This is a genomic window from Microbacterium sp. M, from assembly GCF_045181065.1.
GTDB lineage: Bacteria > Actinomycetota > Actinomycetes > Actinomycetales > Microbacteriaceae > Microbacterium.
Genome location: NZ_CP173721.1, coordinates 1,881,582 through 1,900,461, shown reverse-complemented (window position 1 = coordinate 1,900,461; position 18,880 = coordinate 1,881,582). Strand labels below are relative to the sequence as shown.

Annotated in this window: 20 protein-coding genes; 10 read left to right on the top strand and 10 right to left on the bottom strand. The window is 62.6% G+C overall.

Features of this window, described 5'->3' with window-relative positions:
* Nucleotides 1-90 precede the first annotated feature (90 nt).
* The gene (locus ACI7YT_RS09130; RefSeq protein WP_406250366.1) at nt 91-2,970 is read left to right on the top strand and encodes a class I SAM-dependent DNA methyltransferase; all 2,880 of its coding nucleotides are present in this window, start codon (nt 91-93) and stop codon (nt 2,968-2,970) included.
* A complete protein-coding gene (locus ACI7YT_RS09125; RefSeq protein ID WP_406250364.1) occupies nt 2,963-3,619 on the top strand; it encodes a hypothetical protein in 657 nt (218 codons plus the stop codon). Before ACI7YT_RS09130 ends, ACI7YT_RS09125 begins: the two co-directional genes overlap by 8 nt.
* A gap of 71 nt (nt 3,620-3,690) precedes the next feature.
* Here the strand turns inward: ACI7YT_RS09125 and ACI7YT_RS09120 are convergent, their stop codons facing one another.
* Complete coding sequence (locus ACI7YT_RS09120; RefSeq protein ID WP_406250363.1) at nt 3,691-6,762, bottom strand: N-6 DNA methylase; 3,072 nt, start codon at nt 6,760-6,762, stop codon at nt 3,691-3,693.
* 836 nt (nt 6,763-7,598) lie between these two features.
* The gene (locus ACI7YT_RS09115) at nt 7,599-7,898 is read right to left on the bottom strand and encodes a hypothetical protein (protein WP_406250362.1); all 300 of its coding nucleotides are present in this window, start codon (nt 7,896-7,898) and stop codon (nt 7,599-7,601) included.
* A gap of 212 nt (nt 7,899-8,110) precedes the next feature.
* On the opposite strand from ACI7YT_RS09115, the gene ACI7YT_RS09110 reads away from it, so the two are divergent.
* Nucleotides 8,111-9,139, top strand: a complete 1,029-nt coding sequence (locus tag ACI7YT_RS09110) for a hypothetical protein (protein ID WP_406250361.1) — start codon at nt 8,111-8,113, stop codon at nt 9,137-9,139.
* A 31-nt stretch (nt 9,140-9,170) separates the two neighbouring features.
* Here ACI7YT_RS09110 and ACI7YT_RS09105 read toward each other — a convergent pair whose 3' ends face one another.
* The 5 genes from ACI7YT_RS09105 to ACI7YT_RS09085 all read right to left on the bottom strand — a co-directional run bounded on the left by ACI7YT_RS09105 (nt 9,171) and on the right by ACI7YT_RS09085 (nt 14,405).
* The gene (locus ACI7YT_RS09105) at nt 9,171-10,271 is read right to left on the bottom strand and encodes a DNA methyltransferase (RefSeq protein WP_406250359.1); all 1,101 of its coding nucleotides are present in this window, start codon (nt 10,269-10,271) and stop codon (nt 9,171-9,173) included.
* Nucleotides 10,272-11,645: 1,374 nt separating this feature from the next.
* Nucleotides 11,646-12,176 carry a hypothetical protein gene (locus ACI7YT_RS09100; RefSeq protein ID WP_406250357.1) on the bottom strand — a complete coding sequence of 177 codons (531 nt, stop codon included), beginning with the start codon at nt 12,174-12,176 and terminating at the stop codon, nt 11,646-11,648.
* A gap of 716 nt (nt 12,177-12,892) precedes the next feature.
* Nucleotides 12,893-13,585, bottom strand: a complete 693-nt coding sequence (locus tag ACI7YT_RS09095; protein ID WP_406250356.1) for an SOS response-associated peptidase — start codon at nt 13,583-13,585, stop codon at nt 12,893-12,895.
* A 55-nt stretch (nt 13,586-13,640) separates the two neighbouring features.
* On the bottom strand, nt 13,641-14,024 hold the full coding sequence (locus ACI7YT_RS09090; protein WP_406250355.1) for a hypothetical protein: 384 nt from the start codon (nt 14,022-14,024) through the stop codon (nt 13,641-13,643).
* Nucleotides 14,025-14,075: 51 nt separating this feature from the next.
* Complete coding sequence (locus ACI7YT_RS09085) at nt 14,076-14,405, bottom strand: hypothetical protein (protein ID WP_406250354.1); 330 nt, start codon at nt 14,403-14,405, stop codon at nt 14,076-14,078.
* Nucleotides 14,406-14,513: 108 nt separating this feature from the next.
* Between ACI7YT_RS09085 and ACI7YT_RS09080 the strand changes: the two genes are divergently transcribed.
* The gene (locus ACI7YT_RS09080) at nt 14,514-14,735 is read left to right on the top strand and encodes a hypothetical protein (RefSeq protein WP_406250353.1); all 222 of its coding nucleotides are present in this window, start codon (nt 14,514-14,516) and stop codon (nt 14,733-14,735) included.
* A gap of 376 nt (nt 14,736-15,111) precedes the next feature.
* Here the strand turns inward: ACI7YT_RS09080 and ACI7YT_RS09075 are convergent, their stop codons facing one another.
* Nucleotides 15,112-15,342 carry a hypothetical protein gene (locus ACI7YT_RS09075; protein ID WP_406250351.1) on the bottom strand — a complete coding sequence of 77 codons (231 nt, stop codon included), beginning with the start codon at nt 15,340-15,342 and terminating at the stop codon, nt 15,112-15,114.
* An 89-nt stretch (nt 15,343-15,431) separates the two neighbouring features.
* Between ACI7YT_RS09075 and ACI7YT_RS09070 the strand changes: the two genes are divergently transcribed.
* Complete coding sequence (locus tag ACI7YT_RS09070; protein WP_406250349.1) at nt 15,432-15,959, top strand: GNAT family N-acetyltransferase; 528 nt, start codon at nt 15,432-15,434, stop codon at nt 15,957-15,959.
* A complete protein-coding gene (locus ACI7YT_RS09065) occupies nt 15,956-16,384 on the top strand; it encodes a hypothetical protein (protein ID WP_406250348.1) in 429 nt (142 codons plus the stop codon). The genes ACI7YT_RS09070 and ACI7YT_RS09065 overlap by 4 nt, the downstream gene beginning before the upstream one ends.
* Nucleotides 16,385-16,418: 34 nt before the next feature.
* Here ACI7YT_RS09065 and ACI7YT_RS09060 read toward each other — a convergent pair whose 3' ends face one another.
* Nucleotides 16,419-16,787, bottom strand: a complete 369-nt coding sequence (locus tag ACI7YT_RS09060) for a hypothetical protein (protein ID WP_406250347.1) — start codon at nt 16,785-16,787, stop codon at nt 16,419-16,421.
* 166 nt (nt 16,788-16,953) lie between these two features.
* Between ACI7YT_RS09060 and ACI7YT_RS09055 the strand changes: the two genes are divergently transcribed.
* Nucleotides 16,954-17,109, top strand: a complete 156-nt coding sequence (locus ACI7YT_RS09055; protein ID WP_406250345.1) for a zf-TFIIB domain-containing protein — start codon at nt 16,954-16,956, stop codon at nt 17,107-17,109.
* Nucleotides 17,106-17,483, top strand: coding sequence for a hypothetical protein (locus tag ACI7YT_RS09050; protein WP_406250343.1), 378 nt, complete (start codon nt 17,106-17,108; stop codon nt 17,481-17,483). Before ACI7YT_RS09055 ends, ACI7YT_RS09050 begins: the two co-directional genes overlap by 4 nt.
* A gap of 246 nt (nt 17,484-17,729) precedes the next feature.
* Here the strand turns inward: ACI7YT_RS09050 and ACI7YT_RS09045 are convergent, their stop codons facing one another.
* Nucleotides 17,730-17,921 carry a hypothetical protein gene (locus ACI7YT_RS09045; RefSeq protein ID WP_406250342.1) on the bottom strand — a complete coding sequence of 64 codons (192 nt, stop codon included), beginning with the start codon at nt 17,919-17,921 and terminating at the stop codon, nt 17,730-17,732.
* A 246-nt stretch (nt 17,922-18,167) separates the two neighbouring features.
* Here ACI7YT_RS09045 and ACI7YT_RS09040 point away from each other — a divergent pair, with 246 nt between their 5' ends.
* The gene (locus tag ACI7YT_RS09040; protein ID WP_406250341.1) at nt 18,168-18,296 is read left to right on the top strand and encodes a hypothetical protein; all 129 of its coding nucleotides are present in this window, start codon (nt 18,168-18,170) and stop codon (nt 18,294-18,296) included.
* Nucleotides 18,297-18,367: 71 nt separating this feature from the next.
* Nucleotides 18,368-18,826: a hypothetical protein gene (locus tag ACI7YT_RS09035; protein ID WP_406250339.1), complete on the top strand. Its 459-nt coding sequence runs from the start codon at nt 18,368-18,370 to the stop codon at nt 18,824-18,826.
* Nucleotides 18,827-18,880: the final 54 nt, after the last annotated feature.

Genomic DNA, 18,880 nt, shown 5'->3' with positions numbered 1-18,880 from the left:
GCGCCGGGGACGTGGTTCGCCACTCCCAGCCAACTACCGAGCGTCGTCGGTGGCCAACCGTAAGCTGGGAGCACCCTGCAGGAGGTGATCGTGACAGTCCAAGCGATACTCGATGACCTCATCGCGACTCTCGGTTACCGCGATTCGCGAGGGTATGTCGACGAGTCTGTCGATCCGGGTGTGCGCAGCATGGTCTGGAACGACCTTCAGCAGAAGTGTGGGGTTGATGCGGCATTCTTCAAGGGCGCTGTTCCGGTTGTCGCCTTCGTTGCCGCAGAATCTCGCGACGACGCCCTGCAGGCTCATCGCCGTCTGTGGAATTACGGCCGAGTGCCGGTCCTGATCGCGACGACATCGAACGAAGTCCTGGCCCTCAGCTGCAATACTGCGCAGACATCAGGGAGTCCCGGCGCGGCACTGCTTGCCGAGGCGCACCACGGCGAGGCGATCGCTACCGTCTTCGCCGATTTCACACGGTTCAGTGTGGAGTCAGGAAGGCTCGCCCAGCACCGCGGAAAACAGCTGGACGCGCACAACCGTGTCGACCATCTCCTACTGCGAAACCTCCACGCAGTACGCTCTCAATTGCTGGCGGCCGGTGTCTACGAACAGGAGATCGAGCCCTTGCTCGGTCGCTCTATTTTCGTGCGGTACCTTGAGGATCGCCATATCCTCGAGCCTCAGGACCTGCGCGAACTCGGCCAGCCCGAATCTCTCGAAGCAGCACTCGCGAATGGATGGAACGCGGTTTCTACGTTGTTCGACGTGATGGCCGATCACTTCAATGGCGATGTCTTTCGGCGGGATGTCCTTACTCGAGCGCTTCCCGACGAGGCGATGCGTGTCCTCGCAGGCTTCTTTCACGGCGCCGACCCTGCGACAGGCCAAGTCCCTCTGTGGGACTTCGACTTCGCAATCATCCCACCTGAACTCATTAGTTCAATCTACGAGCAACTCCTCGCCCCTCAACAGAAGGACGATGCTGCCTACTACACACCGCGGCGAATTGTGGATCTCGTCCTGGACGAGTTGCTTCCGTCGTTCACCGAAACGTCCACGCCGACGGTACTCGACCCCGCGTGTGGCAGCGGGATTTTCCTGACCGAGACATTCCGCAGGCTCGTACACCAGCACAGGACAATCACGCAGAGGACGCCGAACTACGACGAACTCAGCACCATGCTCAAGGAGTCCGTCTTCGGCATCGACCGTAACGCAGACGCCATCGGCGTCACCGCTTTCGGCCTGTACCTTGCTCTCCTCGAACATGTCGACCCGCGCACGATCTGGCGAACAGTAAAGTTACCGAACCTGGTCGGCACGAACTTGATCGTCTCTGACTTCTTCGAGACCAACATGCTTAGCGAGCACAAGTTCGACGTAATCGTTGGCAACCCACCCTGGAAGAGCGAGCTCACACCTGCGGCACGCAAGTATTTGAAGGACTCCCAGCGCGAAACGCCAGACCAACAGATCGCCGTCCCGTTCATTTGGAAGGCTTCAGAGATGCTCAGTTCCGGCGGAGTCGCCGGGCTGGTCCTCCCGTCGAAGACCGTCCTGCACAACGGCGGCGGTTCCGCCGACCGATTCCGGCTGTCGTTCTTCCGTGAACTGGACGTGCAAACGGTCATCGACCTGTCGCCGCTTCGTATGGAGCTCTTCGGCGCCACGAGCCCCGCCGTAGTGGTGGTGTTCGGCGCGGATGTCGGTTCCGCCGACGAGCAGCTGCTGCACGTGTCTCCACGCCGAACGCCGATCTCGGAAATCATCGATGGCATCGCGATTCCCCAACAGAACATCCGGCGTATATCTCGTTTACGAGCGCAGATGAACCCATCTATCTGGAAAACGCTCCTCTGGGGTGGGCCTCAGGATGTTGACCTCGTGTCGTACCTCCGAGAGACCTTCGAGACGCTTGACACCCAAGCCAACACACGCAGGTGGCGGATGGGCGCCGGATACCAGCTGGCGAAAACCCGAGACAAGAACGATGCGTCGCATCTCCATGACCTACCGACCCTCGCCACGAAATCCCTTGTGGCAATGGCCGCTCCGGATGAGGGCTCGCTCGGCGCTCCGCTCACCGCGCCAGTGATGCACCGCCCTCGCGAGCGGGCGATCTATCTTGCGCCGCATGTTCTGATGCGGAAAGGTTTCAGCAAAACGCCGATGGCTGCGTTCATCCCCTACGACGCCGTTTTCACCGACGGACTATTCGCGCTGGCCGGCCCCTATGAGGACGCCTCTAGGCTGCGGGCGGTGTCCGCGGTCCTCAATTCATCGGTCGCGACATACTGGTATCTAATGACTTCCAGCTCGTGGGGTGTGGAGCGTGAACAATTACATAAACAAGAGTGGCTGAGTCTGCCGATACCAGACCTCAGTTTCCAAGTAGAGACAAAGCTCAGCGAACTTGTGGAAAGCGCGGCAGGAGACGCTTGGCGCGATGCGCTCAACCGGATCGTCGAGGAAGAGGTCTACAAGCTGACCGCAGGCGAGCGCCAGCTCATCACGGATGCCTTGACGATCAGGCTGTCCGAGTTGCAAGAAGGCCCGAAAGCACGGGCCTACGACGAGCCGGATGAAGTCGCGTTCGCCACTTATGTCGGCGCACTAAAGCGAAGCATGGATGACCTCGAGTTGGGCGAATGGAATGTCCATCTGGCCGAGGCGTCTGGCGGGTTCGCACGTATGACCTGCGAGCACAGTGAGTCCATCGATTCTCCAGGGCCTGACTCCCGGTTTACTGTCCACAGCCTGCTCAAGGACTCCGCAGTCCTCGATGAAGCCCTGTCATCGGCGACAATAGTCGAGCCACAGGCGGTGATTCTCGACGAGAACAGAGTCCATATCATCAAGCCAAACCGTCGCGCGAACTGGATGGTCAGTTCTGCCCCAGTTGATGCCGCTGATGTGTTTGACGCGCTCCTGAGAAGCGAGCACGCGCGCATGCGAGACGGTCGTGCTTAGCAAGGGACTCGGCCGGGTGCTGGGTCGAGCCAACGAGCTCATCCACAACCGTGCCGCGCAACATCTCCCTGAACTGGTCGGCGCTTTGTTAGACGATGCGCTCGCACGGTGGGCAAGCAACGGTTGGCACACTTTCAACCATCTGGAGAGCAACTGTAGCGGCCAGTTATATCGGTGGCTCTTAGAAGCGCGCCGCGCAGATCGGCGCTTCTACACGCTCGAGGTCGTACTCGAGAACGTTCTTCTCACGCCTGGGATGCTGGCGGGAACCGCATCCGTCACAACGGCAAAGCGTCCAGATATACGCATCCATGTCCGTGAGACCGGTGTGCTTCTTGAAGCTAAGCGTCTCACCGACACCGCCGCACACTGCCGCGCTTACGTCGACGACGGCATGGTGCGGTTCGTGAACGAGCGATACGGGGCCGCAGAGGACTGGGGCATGATGATCGGGTACGTGCAGGAATCGAGCACCGCAGGAATCGAGCCACGAATCAACGGCTTCGTGACCGCGCACGCGCTCATGGGCGCAGGACACGAACTCATCCCGGAAACCACCAGTACCCACAGCGAGAGATTGCGATCATCTCACCCCCGGGCCTCGGGAGCCCCGATTCGACTGGACCACGTCTGGGTTGTATTGCACTAGTGGTTACCAAATCGCTGAACGTTTGGCATGTGTAGGGCAGCCGCTGATGACTTGATGCTGGCACCGTCACGCTATGTAGCGACCGTGGGCACAACGTCGAGAACGAGTGCCTCGATCTTTGGAAGGATCGCCTTCTGCGTGAGCTCCGCCCTGATGAGCTTGCGCGCCGCCTGGAACGTCTTCGCCCCGCTGACATCGACCTCGCTCGCAGCACCTTCCGCTTCAGCAACCGCCCTTACGAGCGCGAGGTGGGATTCGTTGCTCGCGTCGTATGGCTGGATCAAAGCGCGGAAGACGTTCTTGTCAATGTCTCGGGGGCCGAAGAGGCCGACCGCCATGAATGGCTTGACGCGCTCGAGCACAGCTGCGGAGTTGAGAATCCCGACGAGGTAACGTGCCTCGTCAACGGTACTCGTGGCCGCCCAGTACAGCTTGTGGTCGATGATCACATTGGCATCATCGACCCGTGCGGCAGTTATAGCGTTACCGGCCTTCGTATAGACGACGCGCTGACTCGCGGAAGGGAGCTGTGCGGAGAGCTGGCCAATGTAGTCAACGCGATCGAGGAATGACCCCGGGTCGTTCCTCGATTTATTGGCGTTCCAAAGGACTTCCGCCGTAGCCCACCAGCTTGAGAGGCCTTCATGCTCAGCGATCTCGCCGGAGGAGAGAAGCTTCCCGGTTTTCGGTGAGATCGGTAGCACGGCCTTCAGCGGAGCTGTAGTCCGGAACGGGAGCGTGGTCTCGCCGAGATGAACAGGACGAACAAAGGTCTTCTCAACGACGTCTGAGATCGGCGGCAGCAACTTCCACGGCAGCTTGTCCTGGTTCGTCTTCCGTGAGACGACTGGGACACGTCCAGCGCCAGCTCCTAGCGGGCTCGACTTTCGTTCCTCGACGAACGTCAGCATTCGAGGAGCGAGCACTGCCCCCTGACGGAACCTCTTCCGATAAGTCGAGAATGTGGCTGCTGCGTCCTCTTCGCTCGTGACCCCGACCGTGATCACGTTTCGTGTCAGACGCGGGAGCATTTCGTCCCAGGTGACGTTTGACTTCGCTCCCGTCGTTGACCATGCCTCGACCTCTGCGGTCATTGCCTTGGAGGTTGTCCCGCGGTTTCCGACGACGACGGCTGCGTGATTGGGGAATCCGGTCGCCGCCTTCTGTAGATCCCATGCGCGGTCGAACTGCACGCGTAGGTCGAGAATCGTGCTCCCCCAGCGACCGGTCCGGAACTCAGCGTGGGGCTGTCGGGTGAGAATGCCGTGGGGAACGATCATCGCGAACCTGCCACCTGCCCGAAGGTATAGCTCTGTGGCCCGCACAACGAATAACGGGGCGAGGTCCCTGCCGGTGGCGCCGGCTCTGCCCGTGATGAGGCCGCGCGCTTTGAGCATGGCGGTGAAGCGCGTCTGCATGGGGCCGGTCATCGCCCCGTATCGGAGCCAGGGCGGGTTGCCGACGAGGATATCGACCTTGTTGTCGTCCGCGGACAGCCATGTAGGACGAACGAGATTGCGGACGTAGTACCCCCAGATGCTGTCGCGTCCATCGGCGTGCAGCCTGCGCATGGTGTCGTACGTGGCGACGAGAACGTCCATGTCCCGCTCGGGGATACCGAACTGACGAAGCGTCGTCGAGATTATGGTCTTACTCGTCCGATTACTTGCGTCCGATGCCTTGTCTGACATCGCGTTGACGAGTCGATCGAAGTTTGCCGCGTCCTGGAGAACCGACTTCGGGAAGACGAGATCGTCATGGAAGAGTGCTGCACCAGCCTCCACAAGGTCGGCTCCGGACGTTGCGATGGTGAGTTGCTCTTCGGACGCGAAGATGTCCGCCTGCTGCTCCCACTGCAGGGAGTCGCCGAGGTAGACGGGCACGACCAGCGGCCCACGGTCATCGGCGGTAAGGCGTTCTGCACCGATGGCGAGCAGGTACGTGACGCGGGCAATGGTGACCGCGACTGGGTGAACGTCCATACCTGTGACGTGCGACGTCACGCCGCTGATCGCGTCGCCGTTCGACATGCCGGCTTGGTCCGCAGCGGCGAGGTAGCGGCGAATGGCGTGGAACAGAAAGGTGCCCGAGCCGCATGCCACGTCCGCAACGCGTTGAGCCAGGGGGTCGTCCACGTTGGCGTCGACGATTGCTTGAGCCAGCCAGTCGGGCGTGTAGTACTCACCCAATGCCTTTCGGTCGCGCGTGTCAATGACCGATTCGTAGAGGAGCTTCAGCACGTCGTGTTCGACGTGATCCCAATTGAACTGGGCTATCCGTCGAGCAACGTTTGAAATGAGCTCCTCGCCACCGTCGACATCGAGAAGCCAGTCGAAGAAGTCCGCTTGAACGACACCGACGATCTGCGCGTTCGAGAACTCGGTACCCAGGCTGAGCTGCTTCGCGCTAATCCCGCCTTTTGCGCTCACGTCGAACCCGAGAGCCGCATGAGCGATGATCTCTGCAGTGAGAACGAGCAGTGTGTGATTGATGAAGAGGGTCTCGTCGTCTTCGAACGCGGACCCGAAAGCGGTGCGAAGTAGCTTCGCCCATAGTTCGCGCTTGAGTGAGACCTCCGTGTCGCCAGCATTCGCTTGATAGAGGTCTCGGAACGCGGCGACGTCGACGAGGTGGGCCGGAGAGGTCGCTCCGAGTCGCCGGACGATCTCGGCCGGGGTGGGCTTTACTTGCGTCTGCGTCGACAAGACAGCTTCAAGCCATCCCACGAGAACAGGCGGTTCCTTGCCCGTCATGTCCAGTTCAGCGACGAGCCGACGTCCCTCGGCACCAACGTTGAACAGCAACCACAGAACTCCGTCAGTGAGTACACCGGAATAGTGTGCGCCTGACTGCTCGGTTCGCGTTGTGATGTACCCCTCGAGCTGAGACTCACCATCAGCCCGCACTGTCTGGTTGCGCAGGTCCTTCTTGACCTCGATAGCCAACTGCCCGACTTCGACATCGATACGTCGGCGGGTGCCGTCTGCAGACGGAGATTCCATGTGCGCCTGGTCGGTGCCGATGTTCAGCTCGCCGACGGTCAGCAGTCCATAAATGTCAGCCTGGATGTCCGCCTCCGTACGAACCGGATCGCGCTTCACGAGTTGGGCGATCAGGACATCGCGAGCAGAAAATGTGGTCACGCTCCCACGCTACCGAAGCAGGGCACGGAGTCCTCGAATCTCGTGCGTCCGCGAGTTGAAACGTCGTCGGCTGCGGTGGCCAGATTCAGGTGAATCTCAGCGAGTGACTGTCATGCTGCCGTGGCGCTGGTGGACTGCTGGTGCGTTTTCTGGTTCTGCATAGCGACGCCCGTCCGCTCAAGCGCGCGGTGCAGGTGGGCGTTGAATGCAGCGGCGAACATTGTTGCAAGCCAGGAGCATGAGGCTGATCGGCCAGAGCCACAGCATCTTTGTGCCGTTCGATCGCGGAGATGAAAGCCAACTATTACTGTGCGTCTTGTTCAACCAACTTCAGCACTCCACCAGTAGCGACTGAAGCACATGGGCGCCAGGAGTATCGTCGCCCAACCTCATTTCAGACCGCGGGGCATGCGGATTGCTCCCGACAACGAAGCGCACTATGGATGAGAACGCTCGCGTTCTAAATGGACCGGGTCATCGAATCCGCTCCCACTTGTACATCTGACGGGCTACTCGACTGCTGCTTTCACTCGCGTCTCAATGGCTTCCGCCAACGCGAGGCTGGAGCGTCGCGCCAACTGGCGTCGTGCGGACCGCTCATCAGAAGAGACTGCGCGAGGAACTTAAAGTAGGGGTCGCGGAGATCCTGCCGCACCGAGTAGTTCGCCGACTCAGCGAAGAAGACCTAGCCGTGCATGTCGCCATAATTTAGGACGCGGTCTGTCAAATGAGAAGTTCTGGTTGCCGTGGGTCGGCGCAGAGGTTCGCTTCGCGACTGCGGACTTGTCGGGGCCTCGACCTCGCTAAGAAGGCTGCGCACGGACCTGTGTTCTGTTTCAAGCCGTGAGCCATCCTGGCAGCGCCTTGTTGAGTCGGCGGCACTGCTCGGCCGGCAACGTGCCGCGCTGAGCCAGTTGCTGCTGGGCTAGCAGCCACCTCGGTGCGCTCTGCACGGACGACGAGTAGCCGACGCTCAGTCCTTCCAGCCAGGCTTCGGTGCGCATCGCCTCAACGTCGACGTTCCTCCAGCCGGGCAGCGATCTATTCAGATAGTCGATCTGCTCCTGCGAGAGGGCGCCCACGGCGTCGTCCCGCTGGCACTGTTCGATGAAGTCGGCGGCTTCGTATGCGTGCATGTTGTCTTGGCCCTTCGCTAGCTACGGTGACGGCTCGGATGGCCGCCCTCGTACCATTCATGCGCGGTGGCCGGTCGGGCTCGGTCCACCACGGATGTTGGGGGCGGGCAAGCGCAACTTGCATCGTCCCTTGAGCACAGGCCTGCTTCAGTTCGCTGAGGGCGATCCGCGATGTCGACTGGAGAGCGCGTGTCGACGCTACGGTCGACCGCATGTCAGATCTACCGAAGCGTGCCGCCAGAATTCAGCTTGAGCTCAATGTGGTCTTCGATTCCGAGGAGGATGTCGTCGCGGCCGCGCTGGCCGCGTTCGATGAGGATCCGTACATGCAGACGGCTGAGGACAATGCGGCGGAACGGCAACTGATCGCCTCCGGTGTCGAGTACGCGCTGGAGAATCTCTGCGATATCTGGGCTTCGGTACGCCAGGTGGGCACGGTCGACGTTCGCAGTGGTTCCGTGTACGTGCACGTTCTAGATGGTGAGGCAGGGTCCGCGGCATCGGTGCTCGACACCGCGGAGGATGAGGAATGGCTCGCCGACCGCGCGCGCACCACGGTCGTGCAACAAGCCGTGCCCGCCGATGACGGGTCTGCGTTCGACGAGAAGCACCTCAGAGGACTGGCGAGGAACCTCGTCGGTATCAACTGGGTGTTAGACGCCCAAGCGGACGACGATGAATCGCCGCTCGAACGCAAGCACCGCAAACGCCAGCAGAAGACGCTGCGAGGGCTGCTCTGGCACGCGAGTGTCACGATGGTCGATTCGCTCTACAGCGACCTCATCGAGCTTCACTCTCCCGGCACGTCCGTCACGGACACCATGGTGCTGTCGGACCTTCCTGCGCAGTTCACCGCGATGTATCGTCCGCTGTTCGCTCAGCGTTTCCTTGTCGCCATGGTCGACGTCACCTCTCAGCTCGCGAGCGAATGGCGAGGTGCACCGTCCGTGGCTCACGAGATCGCGCTGAGCCTGCTCCTCGACGAAGTCGAAGCACTGCAGGATCTGCACGGAATCGAGCTCCCCGACGACTGGCGCGAAGTACTCAACGACACGCTGTTCCAGGACACCGACTTCGAACTGCTGTGGAGCCCGCGCATGGATGGCATCGAGGACTACGGCACGACCGAAATGGGGTACGCGAACCTCGCCGTCAAGGACTGGTTCCGGCCGTTCGGCAACGTCCCCCCAGGGGCGCCGTACGCAACGGACGTATCGACCGACACGGCGGGCACGCCGTAAGCGGGTTCCGCGTGCGGGCGCGGGGCGAGGTTCAGCCCGATGACGTCCGCGCGGCGACGTCGACCTCGACGAGGACGTCGATGCCGGCGCCCCGCAAGCGCGGCAGAAGCAGACGTTCGATGACCGTTTCGTCGCGTTCGATGAGCAGCGCGCGCCGCTCGCCCCCGTCCGCCGCGTTGAGCATCACGATGCTCTCCCCGACCGTCCCCGTTCCGCTGTAAGCGTCGATGACGAACGCGTCCCGCTTGCCGCCGGTCACACGGCGAATCCATCGCGCCACATGACGGTGATCCTTCGGAAAAACGCCAGGCGGACGCGTCCCGATGAGCTGCCCGAGGTGTCGAGCAGCATGCGTCGGGTTGACGACCTCGATACCGCCCGGCGGCACAGCCGAACCCGGCTCGAGCGGTCGAAGAATCGCGACAGCATCGCGATGAGTTCGTCCCCAGCGCACCCGCCCCACTTCCGCAAGCTCACGCATCTTCTGCTCCGGGTGCCTCCACCCGTTGGTCGGTCGCGGCACCGGCTTGAGGGTCACGGGATGCACGAGATCGTACAGATAGTCACCGGGATGCGGAGCCCCCGCGTTGTCGTCGCGAGCGAGGTCACCCGACGGCAGAAAATGGACGTACCGGTTCAGCTCACGTGTCCTCGAACGTCGCGGCAGAGCAGCAAACCAACGACGCATCTCCAACCGTGCAGCATCCGCATCTGGCGCACACGCGCCCCACACCCGACGCGCCGCACCGAGCACCTCTGTGACGCCTTCACGCTCCTCCGACCAACGGATGCCAGCCCGCTCATACGCATCAACAGACCGTGCGAACACGACGAGGTAGGAGTGGGTGGCAGCGACCCACCGGGCGCGCGACTTGACGGTACCAGAGTCCACGACAACTGTCGCAAGATGCTGCCTGCGCCCGAAGACTTCCTCCAACGCATCCCGCAGCAAGTGATGCGCATGGTCATTGATGGACGCAATGACAACGCCCGTCGGCGACAACAAGGGGCGTAGCGCAGTCAACCGTTCGACGATGTCCGAACGCCACTGCGCGTTCGAAGACGCGTCATCGTGATGCCGGTCGTTACGTCCCGTGTTGTACGGCGGATCGAGATACGCGACGTCGACCATCCCACGCAGCCTGTCACTGTACGCATGGAAGACGTCCAGACAGTCCGCATTGACGACAGAAACGGCGGGCGACATGAGGCCACTTTCCCACACGTCAAAGACGAACGCGCGCAACCGCACACGGCGTAGACGCTGCACAAACCTCACGCGCGACCGCTACCGATCGTCCAGCATGCCAGCCGACGAGACATCCACGACGAGGGCTCGACCGTGTCGCTCACAGACGGCCAAACCTATCGGGATGGTGCGCGATGCGCCCCTCGATGCACACCCTGCGACATCCTGTCCGGCCCACGGCGACGGGACGGCCGTCGGCATCAATCATGCGCTATCGGGGCGAGGAATACAGCCCGATTCGGCGCACCAATCGTTCGTTTTGAGGCCTGTATTTCTCCCATCCGGCGTTCAGTCGGAACTGCCATCCACTCCCCTGTTTCAACGGCTCCGGAAACACGATCCCCGCGCCGCGCCGCTCTCTGGTCGTGCCGACTCGCATTTCCCGGTTCCTCGCCCGCGCACGCCACCTCGACCCTGGACGGCCTCCGGTACGGGTTCGAAGAACGAATCCGCGTCATGCCGTGCCGTGGATCCAGCGGCAGATCCCCCGGGCCGGCGCCCGTATCGTATGCGCACCTCCACACCTCCGAGTGGCCAGCACACCATCCAGACCTCCATGGTCGGCACGACTTACAGGACGCGTCGCTCCGCACCGAACGATTCGAGAAAGGAGCACCTGCGCCCACACGCGCACAACGCGAGGACCGATGCCAGACGAACACCAACCGGCATACGAAACCAGGCCGAGAAGTGCTCGCCTACAAGTTGACGGGCCTTACGCCGCGAACGTCCATCGTGAGCGAGCGACAGCGAGCGAGCTCTCAAGTGATGCGCGTGCCATCGTGCGCGCACCGGTGCCTCTCACGGAGTCCACATCGGCATCTCACGTTGCGTCACCCGAGTGTCCCGCACGTCAACGCCCCTGCAACGGCTCCAGACACAACGACGGCGACGACACCCCCTGGCTCGACCACACGCGCGCCCCAAACGGTCAACGCGAACGACCGCCGGCCAATGAGGAGGAACGCACCGCAGCCTCGAAGTCCGAACACCCGTTTGTGCGACTGCGCGTGATTGGTGTGCGAAGCGAGCGACAGCGAGCGAGCTCTCTTGATATGCGCATCGGCAGACCCGCCAGACAGCAGCATGCCCCCTACAAATCATGTGAGCACAAACGGCTGTCGCCGCGCTGACCCTCCGCCCATCGGCACCCAGGGTGCGTGCCGCAGTTCAGCGGCTTCGTGCAGGCCGCTCTGCACCCTTGCCGGCTTGACGGCATGGGCACCTGTGGCTTCGGGGCACACGGCAATTGGGTTTCTAGTCGGTTGCGCAGAGGCGAAGGATTTCGAGTGCGTCGACTCCGGCAGGGGCGCCGGCGACAATCTGCCCGAGTGTTTCGAAAGCAGCGTCAGTGACGGCGTCCCGAGCCCGAGCCCGTGCCTCGTAGACCGTTGCTGCGAACCAGGACGCGTGGCCCCACTTGTACGGGGTACCTTCGTACTCCTGGCGCTCGCGGTCTTCGTCGGTGAACAGGATGCGCTGGTGACGGAGTGCCTCCAGTCGGGGCAGGGTGTGTGCGGGAGCCGCGCGTGGGACGTCAAGCTCGACATCCGCGTAGGACTCCTCCTCATGAGCGGTGATGAGAACACCCCATGGGTCACGCTCCCCCACCCCGAGAACGAGATACTGCAGCTCGGCTGCTACGCCTTCCTGTGGGTCGCCCGCCACGCTTGCCGGGTCGACGTCCGTCCAATCGATATCACCGCCCGAGAAACTGAACTCTTCGTCATCCGAGTTGACGTCGTTCGTTGAATCGGGGTCCGGGCTGACAGCGGCGTTCGGGTCCATGGTTCTCCTTGGTCGGTACGTTGTATTGACTGCTCTATGCGCGGCACGTCACACATCGCCTGGGCATACGGGTGGATCCCCGATCCGCGGTACGGTTCCGCGTCTGAAGATGACCGACGCTGACGCCGCCCCGACGGCGGCCGGCTGACCTCCGCACAGCATCGCTCGAAGCGCGTGGAGCATCCCAGCTGCTTTCCGTTCTCCGCCATTGCGACGTGGTCATGCCCAGCACGTCAGCCATCTTCATCGTGCTCAGTCAAGGACTGATTCGAGGATGAGCTCATCACTGAGAACATGGAGACAGTAGTGATCGCGGGCGGTGCAGCCGGCCCGTTGGCTGCTGCTAAAACAGGGGTCACTGGTATGAGCGGCACCAGATGTGCTGGTGATCCTTGCCGGGAGCGAAGGCAGCCTTCCGTCAGACACACTGGCTATATCCGCTGCCCAACGTGAACGCGTTCAGCGGGTAAGCGACGCTGTCGCTCCGTCCCTGCACATTCACGGACACATGCACACGTTCGGCACCACGGCCACCGATGAAGGCAGGCAGGTCAATCAGCCTCCACCGCGATACCTTTCTCGGCAACGCAGGAGTTCTCAACCTGAGCTCAATGGCTTTCGAGCCGCTCGCGCTCCGCGCAAGCAGTTGACCTCACCGTGCACTCGTCCACCTTGCCGCGCATCCCGCTGTCGCAGTCGTTTGTCGTGATCTGAGTTCACGCGACCGGCGCGATCACACTGGGATCCGCTGGGTCCACGGTTCGAGAGTTGTTGGCCTTCCGGTCGACAACGAACTGCGTAATCGTAGAAGCGACCGCAGCTGATGATTCATCGAGAATCGCCAGCATATTCTCGCGGCCTCCTCGATCGAGCTTCACGGGACCCAGCCACTGATCCAGCGCATCAGGAGTGAGGAACGCCGGCATGCGATCGTGAACTTCGCCGCCTGCATCGCGAGCGCCTCTGGTGACAATGACCATGCAGCGAACCCTCTCGCCGTGAACGTCCATCGACCATGTGAGACCGGCGGCCGCGAGGATCCCGTCACCGTGAAGAAAGTGCGGGGTCTTGTCTCCCTTCTCCCCTGTCCATTCGAAATAGCCGCTCATCGGCACCACGCATCGCGCTGCGGTAAACGCAGGCGCCCAGAAACCGGTAGCAAGTTTCTCGATCCGCGCGTTGACGATCGGCGCACCCTTCGGGCGGTTCGCCGGCTTCTGCCAGTCCCACCTCACGAGCTCGAGGATGCGGCCTTCGCCGCGGTCACGGACGATCACAGCGTCATCCGTCGGGGCTATCGAGTAGGAGCCGCGCCAGGACCTCCACCAGTCCTCGGGCTTGCCTCCATCGGCGACGAACTCGCGTACAAGCTCGTCGGTGTGAGCATCCATTGCGAAGCGACCGCACATGGGGGTCACGCTACGCCGAGGAGTCGACATCCGCGACCTCGATGGTCGAGGCGGGTCATCTCATGAGTGACATGAGCGCGCCCAATGCGTCCGGGCGCTGGGTCCCGACGCTGACGGCGACGGTCGTGCAGATCGTCGTGACCAGAATGATGCCGAGACCGATGGCAGGCGCCCACCATGCTTGCCGCCCCCTGAATGCGAGAAGAACGAGTGCGATGAACGCGACGATCAATGAGACGACTCCGACCCACCGCTGCGTCTGGACGGCGGAACCGACGAGTTCGTAGTTGCAGTAGTCCCCGCATCCGGCGACGCTCAATGCGCCTAGGACGACCCACAGCCAGCAGAAGTACGCGGCCGCTGCTTGCACGACAAACACCAGAAGTCCGACACCGAGGAGGCGCCAACGGCTTTCCATCGGCTCCGCCACGAGGCTCATCCCACTCCTGTGTGAGTCATGGCGACGACAGTAGCAGCCGTGGTCTCGCAGCTATGCCGAGCCATCGACATCATCGACCTCGACGGCGTTGCCCCACACCCAGCACCGGTAGACCTCGTCCTGCGCACGGAACTCGATCCCGGCCGCGGCTGGCGTGGACCGCAAAAGCTTCGCGTAGACGTGCACGACCTCAGGCCCGAACCTCACCCATGCCTTCACCCGACGTTGCAAGGCTGTCGGATAGATCGTGACGGGGTGACGGTTGAGCGCAAGCTCTCGCTCTGAGAGGGACTGTAGCGGTCCTGCCTTCGCCGCTCGCGCGACGAGGCGTTCCTCTGACTGCCGGTCGTAATGCTCGGCGAGTCGCTTGCTGGTGCCCATGGCCGCCTCCCTTCCTCGGCCTGGTTCGAGCGTAGCAAAGTTCGAACGTCTGTTCTATGCTCTTAACTCATGAATGCGACCGTGATCGAACACCCTGTAACGATATGGATGACCAACGACATCCCGTCCCGCATGATCTACGCAGGGCAGCGGTGGCGGGTCACGGACGTCCCGACCCGTCTGCGCGGTTCGATCTGGGAAGTCGAGCCTGGACATCACGGCTCGCTATACGGGTGGCGATTCCAGGGCACGAACGATGCCAGCGAGTCGAAGGTCTTCGACGTCTTCAAGGCCGAAGACGGCTGGCAATTTTATCGCGCATACATCTGACCCCGCGAAGTTCGGAGGGCATGACGGGCCGTGCGCCGGCCTCGGCTGGCATGACTTCGCAGGCAGTGCCATCGAGCGCGACGCAAGCCGCAGGCAGCGCAGATTCGCGTGGTCGTCACCAACGGGTGAAAGCGACGGGTAAAACAACGGTGAGCGCGAGTCGGGTTCAAACGGAGGTGCTTTCACGGCTCGACAAACCACCACCATCAGCGATCCAATTGCTCACCCCTCCCACGCGAATGCTCTGCACCCCGACATGGTCGCCGTAGCGGCTAGGGATCAAGCGGTGGCGCAATTGGTGCATCGGTCGGTTCGCGTTGGCCGGGGGATGCTGCGGCGCGAAGAGACAGAACCTCGCGCTCCAAACTCGCTCCCGCTACGGCCTGTCGTCGACCGGCTCCTGGTCTTCGTCGTCCGCGCTCTCGCCGTCTGATCTGGCACCAGCGCTTGCCTCTTCGGGCGCGTTTGCCACGGGATCCTCTGCTTGTTGTCTCGGCGTGAGCTCGTCGGGGATCATCGGCTTCTCGTCTTCATGGCCGCCGGTTAAGTCTTGCATGGTGCGCTCTCCTCGTCTCTCGTCAGTAGAGAGCGTCAGTTCAGCATCCATCCTCAGAGCCTGTCTCCCCCTTGACATGGTTCCCGCCGCCTCGCAGTGGCACCCGCTCTGACTGATCTTCCGCGGATAGGGTGACCAGCATGCCTGCCGCAGACATCCTCATCCGGAGCACGCGCGAGGTCGATTGGCCGCTCGTGCGTGCGTTCCGGATCGAGAACGCCACGGAGCACCCGATCTCCTTCAGCGCGACGCTCGAGCAGACCCTCGCGATGACCGAGGACAGCTGGCGGATGCGCGCCCGCCGCGGCGAGCAGGACGACGCAGCGTCCTTTGCCACCATCGACCAGGAGACCGGCCACTGGGTGGGCATGATGAGCGCTCAGAGTCATGACGACGACGGCGAGGACCCGGTGCTCACCGGCGTGTACGTCGTACCCGAGTACCGGAGCCGGCCGCCCAAGGTCGCCGACCAGATGCTCGACCTCGTGATCCAGTGGGCAAAGCCCAGAGCTTCGCGCCTGCGCTTGTACGTCTACGAGGGCTCAGAGCCCGCGATCCGGTTCTACCGACGGCACGGCTTCTCCCCGACCGGCAGGACCCGCCCGCACAAGTTCGCACCAGGTGACTTGCTCGAGTTCGCCAGATCTCTCGACGGAGAACCCGCATGAAGCGCTCCCGCCGGCTTGTCGCTGCCAGCTCCGCCGCCGTGCTCGCCACGGTGCTCAGCGCTGGGCTCACGGGCTGCTCTGCGAACCTGCTCATCTGGGGCCCGGAAGGCACCCGCGTGATCGAAACCACGGAGCAGCTCGTCGACGCGGCCGCCTCCGGTGACGCGGCGTCGTTCGTGTGCGAAGGCTACGAGCCGGAGATGCGAGAGCCCACCGATTGGGAGGGTCTCTCCGCAGAAGAGCCCGAAGAGTTCGTGCCCGAGTACTGGGAACAGATGGTCCCGCTCGAGCCGGACTGGAGCATCAACCTCTCTCTGCCCGAGGACCGCGCCCAAGCCGGCACTGAGTATCCCGGCGACGTCTTCTACCAGCAGACCGATGACGGGCTGTGCCTCGTCGGCGTCGCGTGGTGGACGGTCGAGTAGAAGCCGCCCCAAGGGCCGGCCGGAGCGCATCCTGCTACTTGATCCGCTTGATGCAGAGTTCGTCTTCGGTCTCGATCCTCAGGGTCGCGTGCAGATCGGGGTAGTCCGCGATGATTGACGTCACGAAGACGTTGAAGTCACCGCCGCCCAGGTCCTCCACCTCGAAGGTGTGGCTCTCGACCTCTGGGTGGTCGGCGTTCCCACCGCCGAGTAATCCGCTGCAGGCCAACCCCTGGAGAGCGTCCTCACTCCCTGCTGCACTCAGGTCTGCCCACTTCTCAGCGAGACCGAGCGCCTGGTCAGTGGGGCTCTCGACAATCGTCGGGCTGCATGCCGTCACGCTTATCGAGAGCAGGGCTCCCAAAGCGACGGATGTGAGAGCCGTGGCAGGTTTTCTGGGCATTGGCTCTCCTTGCGTTGGACGAGCCAGAGCATAGCGGAGGACGAGGCAAGCTGCCTCGATCATTCGCTCGGAGTAGATGACGGCGGGTCCACCGGCTGGCTCGGGGACACTCAGGATCGGCGAGACGAGACGAGCCTTCTGACGTACACCGTTCTAGGCTGACCCCATGGACGACCTCCAGCGACAGCGCGAGCTCCGGCTCGTGCGTGATGAGATCCTCAGCACGCCGAACTGCCCGGACTGCCTTCACCCGATGGAACCCGCACAGAGCGCCGGTACCGACGTCTGGCGCTGCACGTCGTGCGAGAGGGAGACAGAGTGAGCGTGTCAGGGACCGAGCGAAATGACGAGGTCGCAGCGCTTCCCATTTCGGAGGCCACGAGGCGATTGATCGCTGTGCTCGGGCCGACCCTGGTGGCCACTCTGGCCGGGTCCAAGCTCAGAAGTGCTCCGCGCGAATGGGCCAAACACAACGGCCCGACGCCTGACCCGGCCGCCGCAGAGCGCTTGCGTTTCGGGTACGAGCAATGTCGACGAGTCTCGGCTTCCGAGGGCGACGGTGTTGCCCGTGCGTGGTTCATCGGCGGGAACCCCTGGCTCGGAGACTCGACTGCGGTCACCGCGATCCGAGAGGGCCGATTCGAGGAGGTCAGCATTGCAGTGCAGGCGCAGCTCGACGATTCGTTCGACGAGTGAACTGGGAGTGGGCGAGACAACCGGCCAGGTCACGACAGCACTCGATCCGCACGTCCCTTCGACGAATCAGCCAGACGCCGCCTTCGCCGTCCCAACCCGGTGGTTACTCCAGCGGTCAAAGTCGCGATGCCCAGCACCGTGGCCCCGAGCATGATGTGCCATTCGAGCAGCGCACTCACGACAGCGCGACTGTACCCGCTGAGCCCAACGTCTCCTCTCAGGGACGATGCCAGCACGCATGGGGATTCAAGCAGTCGTCACCGGGTGGGCGGCGTGCTCCGTGGCAGCAACGACCGGAGGGTTCAGCCGCTTGTCGTGTGCGCGGAGAGCATGCGCAACAGCAAGGCGAACAATGCCATAGATGATTGCCGCGCCCACAAGCGCGACCAGTACCCAACTCAAAATCATTAGGATCACGACGCCGTAGTCGAACTCCATGAGAAACCTCTTTCAAAGTCGAACTCAAGATCGAGCGACAGCCAGCTTCGGCGCGCCCCCGATGCGCGTCACGGTAGTGCACCTGCGCGTGCGCACCAAGTAGATCCCGCCGGATTCCCACCCCGCACCCGAATCCTGTCCCCCAAACGGCTGACACGCAGTCCCCCTCTCGTCCCCCTTTCGGCCTACAGACAACACGCGATCGCTCAGCGAGGCTGGATGGGTACAACCACGAACGGAGCGACCATGACCGGCGAAAGCTTGATGATCGGCTACATCCTGCTCAGCTGTGGGATCGCCGGCACTGTGCTGGCAAGCGTGCAGGCCGTGCGCGCGAAGGTCCGCGCCGGTCACGACAACCGCACCTCCCGATGACGGTTGCACGTTCATCATGATCGGAACGCACGTTCTCTTTAAACTCGCCCAGACATGAACTGGGGCGAGATATGAAGACAGATCTGCAATCAGCGGTGTTGATCGTCTCCGCGATCGCTGTGACATCAGCGGTCGTCGCTGTCGGGAAGTTCTTCCTCGAAGGCGGCACGACAGTGCTCGAGCCGGTCGATCAGAGGTTGGGATCACTGGTCGGAACGTTCGCGGTGTTCATCGTCGGTGGTCTCCTCCCCGGCAGCCTTGCCTGGACGCTTCTCCGGGACCAAGATGACGAGGAAACGCAGAACTGGCTGCATGATCTACGCGACGCCGCGCTCTGCAATGCCATCGCTACGATTCCGGGCTTCCTGCTGCTCTACTTGCTCGTCTGGGATCCCGTGAGGGCGGCCCTTCTGGCTGGATCTCTTGCGCTGATCGGTACGGGCACCTTCGTCGCCGCCCACTCGTTGGCGCGACGACTGGGTCTGCGGAGCCAGCAGCCAGACTGGTCAGAGCTTGAGCACAGGATCTAACCTCGGCCATCTCGGGCACCCGCTGCGCACGTGATCCGGCGCTCGTCACCACCT

Bases quoted from the DNA above. Each gene is read 5' to 3' on its own strand.
- ACI7YT_RS09080 (WP_406250353.1), top strand. From the start codon at position 14,514: ATGACCAACGACATCCCGTCCCGCATGATCTACGCAGGGCAGCGGTGG.
- ACI7YT_RS09055 (WP_406250345.1), top strand. From the start codon at position 16,954: ATGGACGACCTCCAGCGACAGCGCGAGCTCCGGCTCGTGCGTGATGAG.
- ACI7YT_RS09100 (WP_406250357.1), bottom strand. From the start codon at position 12,176: ATGGACCCGAACGCCGCTGTCAGCCCGGACCCCGATTCAACGAACGAC.
- ACI7YT_RS09085 (WP_406250354.1), bottom strand. From the start codon at position 14,405: ATGGGCACCAGCAAGCGACTCGCCGAGCATTACGACCGGCAGTCAGAG.
- ACI7YT_RS09060 (WP_406250347.1), bottom strand. From the start codon at position 16,787: ATGCCCAGAAAACCTGCCACGGCTCTCACATCCGTCGCTTTGGGAGCC.
- ACI7YT_RS09040 (WP_406250341.1), top strand. From the start codon at position 18,168: ATGACCGGCGAAAGCTTGATGATCGGCTACATCCTGCTCAGCTGTGGG.
- ACI7YT_RS09095 (WP_406250356.1), bottom strand. From the start codon at position 13,585: ATGTGCGGTCGCTTCGCAATGGATGCTCACACCGACGAGCTTGTACGC.
- ACI7YT_RS09035 (WP_406250339.1), top strand. From the start codon at position 18,368: ATGAAGACAGATCTGCAATCAGCGGTGTTGATCGTCTCCGCGATCGCT.
- ACI7YT_RS09090 (WP_406250355.1), bottom strand. From the start codon at position 14,024: ATGAGCCTCGTGGCGGAGCCGATGGAAAGCCGTTGGCGCCTCCTCGGT.
- ACI7YT_RS09115 (WP_406250362.1), bottom strand. From the start codon at position 7,898: ATGCACGCATACGAAGCCGCCGACTTCATCGAACAGTGCCAGCGGGAC.
- ACI7YT_RS09110 (WP_406250361.1), top strand. From the start codon at position 8,111: ATGTCAGATCTACCGAAGCGTGCCGCCAGAATTCAGCTTGAGCTCAAT.
- ACI7YT_RS09065 (WP_406250348.1), top strand. From the start codon at position 15,956: ATGAAGCGCTCCCGCCGGCTTGTCGCTGCCAGCTCCGCCGCCGTGCTC.
- ACI7YT_RS09045 (WP_406250342.1), bottom strand. From the start codon at position 17,921: ATGGAGTTCGACTACGGCGTCGTGATCCTAATGATTTTGAGTTGGGTA.
- ACI7YT_RS09070 (WP_406250349.1), top strand. From the start codon at position 15,432: ATGCCTGCCGCAGACATCCTCATCCGGAGCACGCGCGAGGTCGATTGG.
- ACI7YT_RS09105 (WP_406250359.1), bottom strand. From the start codon at position 10,271: ATGGTCGACGTCGCGTATCTCGATCCGCCGTACAACACGGGACGTAAC.
- ACI7YT_RS09075 (WP_406250351.1), bottom strand. From the start codon at position 15,342: ATGGATGCTGAACTGACGCTCTCTACTGACGAGAGACGAGGAGAGCGC.